At 36.9% G+C, this 15,027-nt stretch carries 12 protein-coding genes; 4 read left to right on the forward strand and 8 right to left on the reverse strand.

Annotation, left to right across the window (positions count from 1 at the left end):
* Positions 1-2: 2 nt before the first annotated feature.
* The 4 genes from MHH81_RS10145 to MHH81_RS10160 form a co-directional block, all read right to left on the reverse strand.
* Positions 3-710: an ABC transporter ATP-binding protein gene (locus MHH81_RS10145; protein ID WP_340920723.1), complete on the reverse strand. Its 708-nt coding sequence runs from the start codon at positions 708-710 to the stop codon at positions 3-5.
* Positions 694-1,461 carry an ABC transporter ATP-binding protein gene (locus tag MHH81_RS10150; protein WP_340920726.1) on the reverse strand — a complete coding sequence of 256 codons (768 nt, stop codon included), beginning with the start codon at positions 1,459-1,461 and terminating at the stop codon, positions 694-696. Before MHH81_RS10150 ends, MHH81_RS10145 begins: the two co-directional genes overlap by 17 nt.
* Positions 1,462-1,597: 136 nt before the next feature.
* Positions 1,598-2,857 (reverse strand): substrate-binding domain-containing protein, encoded by a 1,260-nt coding sequence (locus MHH81_RS10155; protein ID WP_340920728.1) that lies wholly within the window; start codon positions 2,855-2,857, stop codon positions 1,598-1,600.
* Between the two features lie 195 nt (positions 2,858-3,052).
* Positions 3,053-6,259: a BTAD domain-containing putative transcriptional regulator gene (locus MHH81_RS10160; RefSeq protein ID WP_340920730.1), complete on the reverse strand. Its 3,207-nt coding sequence runs from the start codon at positions 6,257-6,259 to the stop codon at positions 3,053-3,055.
* A gap of 353 nt (positions 6,260-6,612) precedes the next feature.
* Here MHH81_RS10160 and MHH81_RS10165 point away from each other — a divergent pair, with 353 nt between their 5' ends.
* A complete protein-coding gene (locus MHH81_RS10165) occupies positions 6,613-7,155 on the forward strand; it encodes a GNAT family N-acetyltransferase (protein WP_340920732.1) in 543 nt (180 codons plus the stop codon).
* A 207-nt stretch (positions 7,156-7,362) separates the two neighbouring features.
* Here the strand turns inward: MHH81_RS10165 and MHH81_RS10170 are convergent, their stop codons facing one another.
* The 3 genes from MHH81_RS10170 to MHH81_RS10180 form a co-directional block, all read right to left on the reverse strand.
* Complete coding sequence (locus tag MHH81_RS10170) at positions 7,363-7,569, reverse strand: thymidylate synthase (RefSeq protein ID WP_340920734.1); 207 nt, start codon at positions 7,567-7,569, stop codon at positions 7,363-7,365.
* Between the two features lie 542 nt (positions 7,570-8,111).
* Positions 8,112-10,820 carry an aconitate hydratase AcnA gene (acnA, locus tag MHH81_RS10175; RefSeq protein ID WP_340920737.1) on the reverse strand — a complete coding sequence of 903 codons (2,709 nt, stop codon included), beginning with the start codon at positions 10,818-10,820 and terminating at the stop codon, positions 8,112-8,114.
* A 116-nt stretch (positions 10,821-10,936) separates the two neighbouring features.
* On the reverse strand, positions 10,937-11,440 hold the full coding sequence (locus MHH81_RS10180; protein ID WP_340920739.1) for a DinB family protein: 504 nt from the start codon (positions 11,438-11,440) through the stop codon (positions 10,937-10,939).
* A 133-nt stretch (positions 11,441-11,573) separates the two neighbouring features.
* On the opposite strand from MHH81_RS10180, the gene yfkAB reads away from it, so the two are divergent.
* The 3 genes from yfkAB (at position 11,574) to MHH81_RS10195 (ending at position 13,987) form a co-directional block, all read left to right on the forward strand.
* Positions 11,574-12,665, forward strand: coding sequence for a radical SAM/CxCxxxxC motif protein YfkAB (gene yfkAB / locus MHH81_RS10185; RefSeq protein ID WP_340920741.1), 1,092 nt, complete (start codon positions 11,574-11,576; stop codon positions 12,663-12,665).
* Between the two features lie 446 nt (positions 12,666-13,111).
* Positions 13,112-13,657 carry a cysteine hydrolase family protein gene (locus MHH81_RS10190; protein ID WP_340920743.1) on the forward strand — a complete coding sequence of 182 codons (546 nt, stop codon included), beginning with the start codon at positions 13,112-13,114 and terminating at the stop codon, positions 13,655-13,657.
* Between the two features lie 81 nt (positions 13,658-13,738).
* A complete protein-coding gene (locus tag MHH81_RS10195; RefSeq protein WP_340920745.1) occupies positions 13,739-13,987 on the forward strand; it encodes a GlsB/YeaQ/YmgE family stress response membrane protein in 249 nt (82 codons plus the stop codon).
* A 354-nt stretch (positions 13,988-14,341) separates the two neighbouring features.
* On the opposite strand, the gene MHH81_RS10200 is transcribed toward MHH81_RS10195, so the two are convergent.
* Complete coding sequence (locus tag MHH81_RS10200) at positions 14,342-15,016, reverse strand: lytic transglycosylase domain-containing protein (protein ID WP_340920747.1); 675 nt, start codon at positions 15,014-15,016, stop codon at positions 14,342-14,344.
* Between the last annotated feature and the right edge of the window lie 11 nt (positions 15,017-15,027).

Below are 15,027 nucleotides of genomic sequence, written 5' to 3' on the forward strand. Positions count from 1 at the left end.
CCTTACCCAATTCCTAAATACTTACGTTTCAGCTCTTCGTTTTGTACTAGTTCGCTCATGTGACCAGATTGAACGGTTTCCCCATCATCGATGAGTGTATATGTATCTCCGATTCTACTAGCCATCATAAAGTTTTGTTCCACAAGAATGATCGTTGTTTGCTTTTTCATTTCTACTATAGCTTCCATTACTTTTTCGATAATAACCGGTGCAAGTCCTTTAGATGGTTCGTCTATTAAGAGCAATTTACTATCGTTAACAAAGGCACGTGCCATGGATAACATTTGTTTTTGACCACCAGATAAATGTCCACCGTCTTTTTTCCAATACTTTTTTAAGTCGGGAAAAAGCTCGAGCACATATTCTTGTCTTGCCATTGCTGCATCATCTTCTTTTCTCATCGCTACTTTTATATTTTCTTCTACCGTCAAGGCCCCAAAAATCCCTTGATCCTCTGGTACGTACCCAATCCCGTTAGATGCAATAAGATGTGTAGCGTTTTTGGTAATAGACTTTTCATTAAAAGTAATAGAACCAGAGGTCGCTGGCGTTAAACCCATGATCGTTTTTAACGTAGTTGTTTTCCCTGCACCATTTCTACCTAATAACACACTTACTTCACCAGCTTTCGCCTCGAAGGAAACACCTTGTAAAATGTGATATTGACCTATATAAGTGTGCACATTATCTACCTTAAGCAAGGTGCTCATCGTATAACCCTCCTAAATAAGCATGTTGTACAGTTTCATTGTCCATTATTTCTTTAGGGGTACCGTCCGCAAGTAATCTTCCATTAAACAGAACCATAATGGAATCAGATAAATCCATAATCATATCCATTTTGTGTTCGATCAATAAAATCGTCTTTTCCCCTGTTTGTTTAATCTGCTTAATAACATCTAGAATGGCTGGTACTTCCTCTAAAGACATTCCAGCAGTAGGTTCATCCAGCAACAATACTTCTGTATCTAGCGCTAGTAACATGGCAATTTCAAGCTTTCTTTTTTCCCCGTGCGATAGTTGGTTGGCAAAGGAATTGGCTTTACTTGATAGTAATACCATTTCAAGTAAAGCTTCTGCTTGTATATGCAAATTCTTATAAGCGGTGAAATGGCGAAACATCTGGTATCGTATGTTCTCTTTAGATTGAACGGCTAATCGAACATTTTCAATGACCGTAAGATTGGGAAATACATTGGTAATTTGAAAGGACCTACCTAGTCCTTTTCTTGTACGCTCAACGGAAGAATATTTAGCCATAGATTCTCCTCTAAAAAAAACATCTCCCTCTGTAGGTTTTAGCTCCCCACTTATTAAATTGAAAAATGTCGTCTTCCCAGCCCCATTTGGCCCAATAATGGATTTGAAATGCTTTTCGGGCATAACAAAGTTCACGTGATCTACAGCAGTTTGACCGCCAAACTTTATCGTTAAATTCTCGGTTTTTAGTATAGGTTCCATCAAATAAACTCCTTTCATCTGTCGCTCTCCATACCATAGAGAGATCTATAATATGGAGAGTGACAGACCTAAATAAATTAGGTCGTCACTTAGAATTACAAGTTTTTAAGGTATTCTTGGTTGCCGCTCTTACGTCTTACTTATTGTTTAAAATCGGTGGTTCAGTTTCTTCCGGAGACAACTCTCTAATTAGAACTGGTACTGGATAAGGAACCCCGTCTTGTTTTTCTAATTTTATGGAATACAGGGTTTGCATTGCTTGATGATCTTCTGGTCTGAAAGTCATTTTTCCTTTTGGTGTTTCAAATGAAAGACCTTCCATTATTTTGATCAGTTCCGTTCCATCTGCATTACCTTCTGATTTTTTCAGTGCCTCTACAATTGCAATAGCCGCTGACATTCCACCTGGAGTGAATAAGTCAGGCACTGCACCGTCAAAACGTTTTTTATGTTCGTCTACTAACCAATCATTAATTTTATTTTTTGGTAGCGTATGATAATAGACGGAGAAGCCCTCCATTCCAACTAATGGCTCCATAATAGAAAGTGCCGGAATATCAGGTGCTCCTGTAGAAATTTTGATCCCTTTTTCTTGCAATTTTAAGTCTGCAATTTGGTTCCAAGGAGAATTTGCTCCTGCCCAAATGACAAATAGATAGTCCGGTTTTTCTTGGATGATCTTTTGTAAATTAGATGTGAAATCAGTCGCTGCTGGATCAGCAAATTCCTCTAGTACCACTTCTGCTCCTAACTTTTCTGCAGCCGCTTTAAATGCAGCTACGCCGTCCCAACCAAAGGAATAATCTGGTGCAAATGTTGCAATTTTCACTCCTGGTTTTGCAATTGCCGCAGCACCTGCTACTGCATCTTGTGAAGAATTACGTCCTGTTCTAAAAATATACGGATTAAATTCTGAACCTGTAATACTATCTGCAACAGCAGGTTCAACTACCATAATCTTTTTATACTCTTCCGCTAGTGGAAGAACAGCTAATGTATCACCTGAACTCGAAGAACCTACTAGAAAATCTACCTCATCTTCTTCTAGTAACTTAGTTGCCTTTTGTACAGCAACTTCTGGTTTTGTTTCAGTATCTTCAAAAACAACTTCAATTTTCTTACCTGCGACTTCCATTGTTCCGTTAGTCGCGTATTCAAGACCTAATTCAAATCCATTTTTTGTTTGTTTTCCATAAGATTCTAACGCTCCTGTTAAAGATGCAAGCACACCGATTTTAATCGTACCTGCTTCTTCTGTCACTTCACTTGAAACAGGAGTTGTTTCTTCCGTAGTTTGCTCTTCCTCCTTCGGTGTAGTTACAGCTTTTTCACTACAAGCCGCACTGAAAATCAAAACAAACAAAAGCGTCAGCAGCAAGCCCAATTTTTTTGTCATGTAAATCCCCCTTCTAATATTTTGTAAGCGTTCTCATGCTTCTACCCAATGGTACAAAAGAGTAGTTACAAAAGAGTTACAAAAACTCGCTTTTGTAACTCTTTTGCGACGAGCTTTGCACAGTAGTAAAAGGTTGTATATTAAGTAATTAGACCAAAGAATTCAAAAAGAGCAGAAAGAAAATTCTCTCTGCACTCATCCATAGCTCTTAATCATTTCATACATTTGTATCGTTGTATTCATCGGTTCGATGTTTAACTCTGCATCTAATACAGCAACACATCGTTCATACCATTTTACCGCTTGCGTCCTGTTTTGCTGCTGATAAAATGCATACATCATCAGTCGGTAAGCTTCTTCCCACGTAGATTCTATTTTTAAAAGTTTTTGTGCATAGAAAATTGTTTTCTCAAATTCTTTTAATCTGGTATATGTTTGAGCCAATCGTTCTAAGGCCATCACATATTGTTGTTGCGCTTTTTCTCGCTCATGTGATATCCAATCGATTGTAGACTTATCTTCTAGCAGTTCACCTTTATATAGCTTAATCGCTTTTAATAAAAGTTCCTTACATACATGAGGATCTTTCTCTTCTAAACCTTTTTCTACACACGTTTGAAAAGCTTCAATATCACTTTCAATACTAGCATCTGGATTTAGACGGTACATGGACTGCTTTCGAATAATAAAATAAGATTCTTCTCTTGCTATACGATTTGGTTCAAGTACTTTTAATAAGGAATTAAGTGTAACTTTAAAATCTCGATTCATCGTCTTTTCGTCGCTTTCCTCCCATAATGCACGCATTAACTCTTCCTTAGGTACAAAGCGATTTTTTTGCAAGTAAAGATACGTTAGTAATTCTTTCGATTTATCCCTTTGCCATTTTCGTTCATTGATTTCTTGATTGCCCATAAAAAGTGAAAATGGACCAAGCAATTGAAGCCTCAGCTGATACCCAGGATAGGTGATATGTGGCTTAATATTTAACCGATTTGCTAGTACTTGCACTTGACTATTGCTTGGTAATAACTCACAAGCTTTTTGTATTACCGGATAACTCATCTGTAAGTCAACTGGACCAAAGACAGTTTTGTTTTGAAGAAAAAACATTAAATCATGGCGTAGACATATCTCTACAAATGTTTGTGCATGATCTATAAAAGATGCATCCTTCAGCAAACGATTGTACATACACATTAACCAATAATTCGATATCATTTCCCCATACACATCGCCATTACTCGTAAAAAAGTCATTTGCTTCATGACACGTTAGTACTGCTTTTTCTAAAAGATCATTTTCAAAATAAACAATTGTCAAACCTAGTAAGATATAAGCAGAAAGCCAGTAATCATTACTTTTAATCGTTTCACGCAACCCTTGTTCTCCATATGAAATCGCTTCTTGAACTCGCCCTTGTCTCGATTTTAATATAGAGAGGCCCATATATGGCTCTGCCTTTGCTCTCGAAACGTTTAACTCGTCCATAAGTTGAATAGCCTTGAGATAGCACATTTCAGGAGTTTCCAAGTCGAAAGGGTCAACTAATATTTCTGCATGACCTTTTCGGGTCCACCCTACCGCTTCTACAAAGCCTGACTTTTCTTTGATTCCCATCTCAATTCCTCTCATAGCAGACCGTTTTGCTGCATCGATTTTACCAGTAAGCGAATAGATAAAGGAGAGTAGTACATCTGTTTCCCGGTGAGAATCCGGTAAACCTATGTCATCTCGAATGCGAGTTTCTAGCACTTGCTCTGCTTCATCTAACATACCGGTCCGCAAAAATATTCGTGCGTCTAGGTTGCCTTCTTTTAATATCGCGGCATCTAACTGTTCCTGTATGACCCAATCCTTTGCATCATTTGCCTTCCCAAGATTCACTAAGTTTTCAGCAAGTAGCCTTTTTAAAAACATTCTTTCTGCAAAGTTATCCTGACTTTTATCAGCCCATCTAATTGCTTCTTCTAAATAAGGTTTTGCAAGTGCTGGTTGGATTGTATCCAAATAAATATGTGCAAGCCCTGCATTTGATCGGCTGACAAACAAAATATCTTCTTTTCCTGTAGCTAAAGCTAAACAAGTCTCATAGGACTTTCTTGCTTTCTCATAAAAGGCTCTGTAACGATGACATTCGCCTTCAAAATAATATAACTCGTAAAATTGTTCTCTTGTATGAAGAGATAAGTTGTCTTTCATCAAATCTAATAGCCAGTCAAACTGTCCAGCCTGAATCATAGAATTAGCAGATAGGACGAGTATTTGACCAAGAAATAATTCGTCATTTGCTTTAACAGCATGATGGATCGATTGGACTAAATTATCTTGTTCTTTAAAATAATGCGCTGCTTTTTTTTGCATGTCATAGTATAGCTGTTTATCCTTTTGTAGCCATTTCGTTTCTAAAAACTGTTGAAACAACGCATGAAACCGATATGCATTCGTATCACTTAAAGATTGTATAAATGCATGACTGCTTGTTAATCTTTCTAAATGTTGGACCTCTGCTTCTCCAAAAAAGTCTCTAATTTCTTGGAATGTAAACAATGGAAAAATACTGAAGTTTAATAAGGATTGCTGGTCTTCTGCAGACATTAATAAAAATACTTCCTCGGACAAATACGAAAACAAATCTTTTAATGCTGGATCAAATAATTGCGTAATTTGCTTATTCGTCTCAGTAACCTGTAGCGCTATTAAATGAATTGCAATTGCCCATCCTTCTGTTAAATTCATTATTTTTGCAGCTTCTTCACTTGAAATCGTTTTATCAAAATAATCTTCGAAAAACACCTGGATTTCCTCTTCCGAAAACATGAAATCTGCTTCTGTTAATTCAACTAGTTGTCCACCTAACTTTAGTTTTAATAAAATAGACCATTTTGGCCGTAAGCGTGAAGCAACGACTAAATGTACATTGGGAGGTAGAAACTCAATAATTTTCTCCACTATATAATTTATGTGAAATACGTGATCGACAAGATGAAAATCATCTAGCACAATTGAAAATGGATTATCGATGCTTGCTAGTTCATTACTAAATAAGGAGTACCATCGTGTTAATTCTGTCTCTTTTGGATACATAGAGAGTAAATCTTTTTCCATGAGAGTCTTGCCAAAAGTAGGAATTACTTTTTGTATACTTTGAACTAAATGCCTTAAAAAAGGGAGAATGTCATCATCCTCTTCAGTAATCGTATACCATGAGAACAATTCTTTAGAATCTGTAAAATATTGTGCGAGTGCAGAACTTTTACCAAAACCCGCACCACTATGTAAAAGGGAAAGTTTCTTATCCACATTAGATTTTAACTTCTTAATTAAGGATGATCTTCTCATGTAATACGAAGATGGGATAGGTGGGGTTAGTTTTGACATAATAATTGTAGTATTTACCATACTTCACCTCCTTCTACAAAATTAGTTAAACATATCGTATCATAATAATATTCATAATTGAATGCTAATTCAGATTTTTCTACTCATAACATGAACATGTTATTACCTGCCGAAAATCCGCTCGCTTTCCGCGGACAAACTGCTAAACCTCCTAACTCGCAAACTCATTGCGGGGTTCTTGGGAGGCCGTTTTCCGCAGGAGTCTAGTGGAGTTTCTTCACAAAATATACGTTTCTAAAAATAACAACCTAATTTACTAAAGCAAAAATATTAATTATGTTAAGGGAGTTTTATCTGATTGTTGGAAATGTTAAACTATTTATTAGAAACACATGACAAGAGAGGGAGATTAGATGGAGTTTCCAATACTAGATACAGAACGTTTGAAGTTAATAGAGATTAAGGAAGATCGCGCATCTGACATTTATTCAATCTTTTCAAACAAGGAAGTGATTAAATTTTACGGTATGTCTCCTTTTACCGAGGAAGAACAAGCAGTAAATTTAATTAAAACGTTTTCCACTAATTTTCAACAAAGAAGATCTATGCGCTGGGGAATCGTACGAAAAGATACTTCTCAATTTGTTGGGACGGTTGGGTTAAATAATCTCCTGATCTCAAACAAACGAACAGAAATAGGGTATGAGCTTTCACCAGAACATTGGAGAAAAGGGATTATTAGTGAGGCTGTAGAAGCCGTTATTCAATATTGTTTTGAAGAGTTAGATATAAATCGTATAGGAGCGGTTACATTTCCAGAAAACGAAGCATCCTATAAACTTCTACTAAAATTAGGTTTTCAAAAAGAGGGTTTGTTAAGAGAATATCTATATCAAGACAATCAATCACATGATGCATTCGTTTTTTCATTAATAAGACCTGATTGGGTTAAATGATCATTATGTTGTAACTCCTTGAGTAAAGGTGTTTTTTGTCTATAAAAAGGACCTACTGATTGGCTAAAACAAACGCCTCCACCGCTTGTGTTATAGATATCGATGTATTTAATAAAGAAGAGTACGAAAAGACGTAATCTATAATTGCTGATTACGTCTTTTACTTTGAATACTTCTCTGGATATCCCAAAATCGTTTTTCTTATTTTTATGCTCTTTTTAAGTAAATTACTAGTTCCTGCTTGTACACATCATCTTCTATGTAGTGATCTAAATTGTGGAAATCATATTTGAAGTGACCACTCGGAAATGTCACACTCTCCCCTTGCGCAGCTGCCAAAACACCCGCTACATCATTTGACACTAGTTGAAAAAGCTCCTGACCATCTTCAGTTAAAACAAATACTATTTGCATTTTGTCACACCTCCTTCACCATTATACCCGTAATTATATTGACAGTCGCTAGCTAAAAAGCATGTTATACAGTTTATTGTTCTTACTAGTTGTAATCAGTGTATGTACATAAGATTAAGATAAAGCTAAAAATTCCTTTAGTTCAGCTTAAACTGTTCTAAAAATAGCTATACGCAAAAAGGACCTAATTCACTTAGAATTAGGTCCTTTCAGCTTGACGACAAAAGTAATTTTATAAATGGTTATGATAACAATATCAATAAATATTCCTAAAGAGGTTACATTATCTAATTAAAAGAATAATAGTGGATATCTATAAGGAATTGTTTATAAGGCAAGGACCACCACGAAGACTCCTGTGGGAACAGCTTGAGCAGAAGACCCCGCAGGAACGCAGTGACGAGGAGGCTGAAGCCAAGCCCACGGAAAGCGAAGTGGTGGTCCTTGCCGAATTTAATATACAACTCTATGCACCCAAAATTGAGTTTGTCTACAGTCTGAAAGGACCTAATTCACTTAGAATTAGGTCCTTTCGTGTTGACTTATGCTTCTAGCATTTTGTTACGTAATACCATTTGAAGGATACCACCGTGACGGTAGTAATCTACTTCTACTTCTGAGTCGAAACGAGCAAGCACGTCGAATTCTTTTACAGAACCATCTTGTGCTTTAGCTGTTACTTTTAGGATATCGCGAGGTTTAACACCTTCTGCAATGTTTATACTGATTTCTTCTTTACCAGTTAAGCCAAGTGTTTCAGCATTTTCACCTGGTAAGAAATTAAGAGGTAAAACACCCATCATTACTAGGTTTGAACGGTGAATACGCTCAAAGCTTTCCGTAATTACTGCTTTAATGCCTAAAAGGTTCGTTCCTTTAGCTGCCCAGTCACGAGATGATCCCATTCCGTAATCTTTCCCGCCAATTACTACTAATCCAGTACCTTCTTCTTGATACTTCATAGCTGCATCATAGATAGACGTAATTTCGCCAGTTGGCCAGTAAGTAGTGTATCCACCTTCTGTACCAGGAGCAACTTGGTTACGGATACGGATGTTTGCAAATGTACCGCGCATCATAACTTCATGGTTACCACGACGTGAACCATATGAGTTAAAGTCACGAATTTCTACGCCATTTTCGCGCAAGTATTTACCTGCAGGAGTATCTTTACCAATCGCACCAGCTGGTGAAATATGGTCAGTCGTAATAGAATCACCGAATTTCGCCACAACACGAAGGCCAGCAAGCGTTTGGATATCACCAGGCTCTTTAGATAGTCCTTGGAAGAATGGTGGGTTTTGAATGTAAGTTGATTTATCATTGAATGAGTATAGAGATTCAGTTGATGTTTCAATTGCATTCCACGCTTCATTTTCATCGAATACACGTGCATATTCTTTTTGGAATAATTCACGAGTAACAACTGTTGAAAGCACTTCGTTTACTTCTTCTGTTGATGGCCAGATATCAGCAAAGAATACTTCGTTGCCATCTTTGTCTGTACCAAATGAATCTTTTTGTAAGTCGATATCTACTGTACCAGCAAGTGCATAAGCAACAACTAATGGTGGTGATGCTAAGTAGTTCGCTTTTACAAGTGGATGTACACGACCTTCAAAGTTACGGTTACCAGAAAGAACTGAAGTTACGAATAAATCTTTTTCAATGATTGCTTTTTCAATTTCAGGCAGTAATGGACCGGAGTTACCGATACATGTTGTACAGCCGTATCCTACAGTATTGAAGCCAATTTCATCCAAGTATTTGTTTAATCCTGAATCTTGTAAATAACCAGTAACAACTTTAGAACCAGGTGCTAAAGATGTTTTCACGAAAGCAGGAACAGTTAATCCTTTTTCAACTGCTTTCTTCGCAACTAAACCAGCAGCTAACATAACATACGGGTTAGATGTATTTGTACATGAAGTGATTGCAGCGATTGCTACAGCACCAGTTGGAATCACAACATCTTGATCCGCAAATTTAGCAGTTGCCGTTTTATCGAATTCTTTTTCTGTTAAACCGAAACCTTGTGTACCTTGTGGAGCAACAACTGCTTCATGGTAACGAGCTTTCATATCAGTAAGTGGGATTAAATCTTGTGGACGTTTTGGTCCAGAAAGGTTTGCTACGATATCTCCAAGATTAATTTCCACTACATTTGTATAAACAGGTTCTAGAGTTGGATCAAAGAACATATCATTTGCTTTTAAGTAAGCTTCTACTACAGCAATATGTTCTTCGTCACGTCCAGTTAGACGTAAATAGTTGATCGATTCTTCATCGATTGCAAAATATCCACATGTAGCACCATACTCAGGAGCCATGTTAGCAATTGTCGCACGGTCAGCTAATGGTAACTTAGATACGCCAGGTCCGAAGAACTCAACAAATTTACCAACAACACCTTGTTGACGTAAAACTTGTGTCACTTTAAGTGCTAAGTCAGTTGCAGTTGTTCCGTTTGGAAGATCTCCAACTAATTTAACTCCGATTACTTCAGGAATTGGGAAGTATGAAGGTTGACCAAGCATTCCAGCTTCTGCTTCGATACCACCTACACCCCATCCAAGTACACCAAGTCCGTTGATCATCGTTGTATGAGAGTCAGTACCTACTACTGAATCTGGGAATGTTTCTAATGTTCCATCAGCACTTTCGTTCACATGAACGATTGGAGCTAAATACTCTAGGTTTACCTGATGAACGATACCAGTTGCTGGTGGTACAGCACGGAAATTATCATAAGATGTTTGAGCCCATTTCAAGAAATTATAGCGCTCTGCATTACGTTCGAACTCAAGGTCCATATTTGCTTGTAGTGCACTAGCAGTACCGTATTTATCTACTTGTACAGAGTGGTCGATAACAAGGTCAACTGGAATAGCAGGGTTGATTTTGTCTGGATTTCCTCCCATTTCGTTCATTGCTGAACGTAAAGAAGCTAAATCTACTACTACTGGTACTCCTGTAAAGTCTTGTAGTACAACGCGTGAAGGTTTAAATGGCACTTCCGCTTCTGGGTCTGCATCTTTCCCCCATTTTGCTAGTTGTTCAACGTGCTCATCTTTAATCACATAACCATCATGTTGACGTAATACAGATTCTAATAAAACTTTAATTGAATATGGAAGGCGTGATACATTTGCGATTCCCGCTTCTTCCAATGCAGCTAAACGGTAATAGTTATATTCTTTACCATTTAGTGAAAAAGAAGTCCGGCTGTTGTGTAAGCTACTCTTTGCCATTTATATTCCTCCTAATATCTATTGAAAAGACTCTTTACAAGCGACTTTTCTCCAATAATTATCATACGTGAATATCCTCGATAAGTAAATTACATTAAAATTATTATAAGTCATAATTATTTCTTATGACTTTGGACGATTTTGATCGTTTTTTCTAATTGCTTAGTATGTCTTTTTTCATGTAATCCTACAAATGCGAACCATTGAATAAGTGGAACCTGTCCAAAAAGAGGATGCTTCATTGATTTAGTTTTAAATGTATTTAGATCAGTGGAGGCATATAAAGAAAGAAGCTCCGCTCTGGCATCATCTAGTAGAGCTTTCATTTCTTCTATTGTTTGATATTCCCCTGAAGGTACAATATAGCTAGGTGCTTTTACTTTTATTACACGAATTGTGATAAGTTGAATTGGTTTTTTCATTGCATGAGGACTTGAAGGATTTGCAAGTTGAAATTTAATACCTTTTGTTATCATTTTTTCCAATCTGACTAAGTGCTCGATGATTTCTTTTGGAGACCAAGAAGTTAGATTCGGTTTTTCGTTGAATTGTTGATCAGTTAATAAATCAACTCGCTGAAATAGTTCTGTTCTTATTTTATTATTTTTCTCTAAAAACAAATAAATCCTCCACTCGTTTCTGTTTATCCTACCTATACTCTACAGTTCTTTTAAACATTCCACTTTCTAAGAACATATTTTCTTTTACTAAATAATATGCGACAATATGTTATTGGAAAGGAAGTTTTACATAATGAATACAATAAATGACCCATGGGAAGCTTATCGAGATATAGAAACACATGGAAAGCTTACATTATCCAATATAGAATTCACAACGACAACGCTTTGTAACATGCGATGTGCGCATTGTGCTGTTGGTTATACACTTCAACCAAAAGATCCAATCGCACTGCCAATAGAGTTAATCATTCAACGACTAGAGGAAATCCCCCATTTAAGAACGATTAGTATAACGGGTGGAGAACCGATGCTATCGAAAAAGTCCGTTACCAACTACGTGCTCCCTCTATTAAAATACGCACATAGTCGTGGTGTCCGCACACAAATGAATTCAAACCTAACATTAGATCCGGACAGATACTTACTCATTGCACCTTATTTAGATGTCTTACATATATCGCATAACTGGGGTACGGTTGATGAATTTGTTGAAACTGGCTTTGCCATAATGGAAAGAAAGCCTACATATGAGCAACGTGCTAGTCTATTCCAGCGAATGATAGACAACAGTCGCATGCTTTCAGAAGCCGGTGTAATGGTTTCAGCCGAAACAATGCTGAACAAAAAGACACTTCCTTACTTAGAACATATTCATAAACAAGTAGTAGAAGAAATGAAATGTGCACGCCATGAGATTCACCCTATGTACCCATCTGATTTTGCTTCTGCATTAACAACTCTTACACTAGAAGAAACTCAGGTTGCTATTCAAAATATTTTAGATTTCCGTAACGAAAATGTATGGATGTTGTTTGGCACACTCCCTTTTTATCCTTGTAGTACGAATGAAAAAAGTTTGCAGCTTTTAGACCGACTTCGCAATGCTAAAAATGTGTCAACTCGAAATGATCCAGATGGACGCTCTCGCTTAAATGTTAATATTTTCACTGGCCAAGTAATTGTGACTGATTTTGGGGATGCACCGCAGCTAGGAAATATTCAAACAGATACTCTTCCTACCATCTTTGATAAATGGTTAGCTTCTCCTCTGTCTAACTCTCTGAATTGCCATTGCCCAGCGGTAAAATGTTTAGGGCCGAACATATTAGTGAAAAATATGTATTATAAAGATGATACATTTGTTAGTAATACCGTGAAATAAAAAAATGAAACCGAATGTCGAAAAGGCATTCGGTTTCATTTTTTATATTGCCGCTGTTAGATTACATTGTTGTTATTTGGTTGAATCCGCTTGTTTTCCACGAATTATATACTAAAAAACACCCGTAAAATAGATCAGCGCCTTTATATTAATCCTTCTATGTAATAAGAGGCAGCTTCAAACTGCCCCGGTATATTTCTAATGTACGGAATAGAATTCAATTGCAACATTCATAATGAGTACTGTATTGAGAATGACAAACCATACCGCTTGTTTATTTAACTTTTTGGTTGCTTTAATGTCCATCTTCTCCACCCCTTTTTTATTATTATAAATCCTTTTGAAATAAAATACAAAATATTTTTAAAATTCTAAACACTTTTTTTACTAGCTTATTTTTGAAATTAAATCATACTAAAAGAAACGGTAAAGGGAGTTGATTATTTGTGAAAAAAGCTTTACTTGTTATCGACTATACTGTGGACTTTGTGGGTGAGAATGGTGCATTGACTTGTGGGGAGCCTGGACAGTTAATTGAAGCGTACATTGTTTCTTTAACGAATGAATTTTTAGCAAATGATGATGTAGTTATTTTCCCAGTCGATTTACATGATATAAATGATTCATTTCATCCGGAAACGAAACTATTTCCTTCTCATAATATTCGCAACACGCCAGGACGTGCATTATATGGAGAACTAAAAAATGTGTATGATGAACATATGGATGCCATTATTTGGCTTGACAAGACTCGTTATAGTTCATTTGCCGGAACGAATTTGCATCAATTGATGAGAGAACGTCATGTTGAAGAGGTGCATCTTGTGGGGGTGTGTACGGATATTTGTATCTTACATACAGCAGTGGATGCATATAATTTAGGATTTTCCATAGTTATTCATGAAAAAGGAGTCGCAAGCTTTAATTCTATAGGTAACGAGTGGGCGTTAGGTCATTTTACTAATGCTTTAGGGGCTACGGTAATTAAATAATAATAGGGATGTTTAATCTGTCTCCCAGATGGTTATATAAAGAGTATCAAGTCAATAAACACTCTGAAGGAGATGTAAAATATGGGATTCATTTTGTATTTAATTATTGGTGGTATTATCGGTTGGTTAGCAGGACTTATATTAGGTAAAGACATTCCGGGTGGTATTATTGGTAATATTATCGCAGGTATTGTTGGGGCTTGGATTGGAGGATTAATCTTCCCAGATATGGGACCTGTCATTTGGGATATGCCAATTATTCCAGCATTAATCGGTTCGATCATTTTGGTAGCAATTTTAAGCTTAATCTTAAAGTCAATGCGTAAATAAATTTATCCTATATACAAGTAATTAAATCAAAAAGGGGCTGTCCCTAAAGTCATACATTGACTGAGAGTTGGTCCCTTTTCCAATGTATTAATTTCCGTTCCAGACGGACGCTTTCCGCGGGCATGGCTTCAGTCTCCTCGTCGCTTTCGCTCCTGCGGGGCCTTCAGCTCATGCACCTGCCGCTTCGCTTTCGGTGCAGAAAACATCTGCTATTCCCGCTAGAGTCGCCGTCTTTCACTACAATCAATTGCCTACAAAAAATAGAAGTTTTAATAAAAAGTATACAAAAAACAGGTGTAGAAAAAGACTCCTTTTTCTACACCTGCTTCAATTTATGGGCTTATTGGACAGCCCCTATTTTTCTATTTTCTTCGCGGTTACTGCTTGAATTGCTTCTAGTTGGTTTTCGTATAAATGATAAAAATGAAGCACGTCTTTAACATATTTATCGCTGTGATTATAATTAAATATAGCTTTTTCTATCTCTCCATCTGCAGCGCCACTAGCAGCCAAATAGTTAGCTGCACTATAAATAGCATCCTCTAAGTCATAAGGATCGGCTTTCCCATCGCCATTTGCATCAACTCCATACCCTCCGTACTGAGCGATGATGTCAGGGTTCACTTTATCTTTTTCTGGTATGTCTCCTACACCAAGCCCACTACAGCTAGGATGCGACCAACCGACAAACGTACAGGGCATGAATTGCATATGCCCTTCTGCTCCAACAGGAGAAAGAAGCGGATCCATCGTTGAAAATCTTGTTTCAATACGGTGGTGAGCTGCAAGCAATGTCCATGGAACTCCGTATTGCTCTTCTGCATCCTTGTATATGGCAATGTATTCTTTTGGTACATCAAGTTTATTCGTGCTTTCCTGGATAGCTTCTGCCCATTCTTGGACAGCCGGTATTTTTTGTAGCTCATGCCAGCCTATAATCGCTAATATATACACGGTAATAGTAAATGGAAGAAGCAATATAATTATCCAAAGCTTTGTTTTGTACGACTTATTATTTGTTGGTTTCATACTACATTGTT

The sequence above is a fragment of the Psychrobacillus sp. FSL H8-0484 genome, assembly GCF_038005325.1.
GTDB lineage: Bacteria > Bacillota > Bacilli > Bacillales_A > Planococcaceae > Psychrobacillus.

Coding starts and splice junctions, on each gene's coding strand:
- MHH81_RS10145 (WP_340920723.1), bottom strand. CDS start 710: ATGAGCACCTTGCTTAAGGTAGATAATGTGCACACTTATATAGGTCAA.
- MHH81_RS10160 (WP_340920730.1), bottom strand. CDS start 6,259: ATGGTAAATACTACAATTATTATGTCAAAACTAACCCCACCTATCCCA.
- yfkAB (WP_340920741.1), top strand. CDS start 11,574: ATGAATACAATAAATGACCCATGGGAAGCTTATCGAGATATAGAAACA.
- MHH81_RS10170 (WP_340920734.1), bottom strand. CDS start 7,569: ATGCAAATAGTATTTGTTTTAACTGAAGATGGTCAGGAGCTTTTTCAA.
- acnA (WP_340920737.1), bottom strand. CDS start 10,820: ATGGCAAAGAGTAGCTTACACAACAGCCGGACTTCTTTTTCACTAAAT.
- MHH81_RS10195 (WP_340920745.1), top strand. CDS start 13,739: ATGGGATTCATTTTGTATTTAATTATTGGTGGTATTATCGGTTGGTTA.
- MHH81_RS10155 (WP_340920728.1), bottom strand. CDS start 2,857: ATGACAAAAAAATTGGGCTTGCTGCTGACGCTTTTGTTTGTTTTGATT.
- MHH81_RS10150 (WP_340920726.1), bottom strand. CDS start 1,461: ATGGAACCTATACTAAAAACCGAGAATTTAACGATAAAGTTTGGCGGT.
- MHH81_RS10200 (WP_340920747.1), bottom strand. CDS start 15,016: ATGAAACCAACAAATAATAAGTCGTACAAAACAAAGCTTTGGATAATT.
- MHH81_RS10165 (WP_340920732.1), top strand. CDS start 6,613: ATGGAGTTTCCAATACTAGATACAGAACGTTTGAAGTTAATAGAGATT.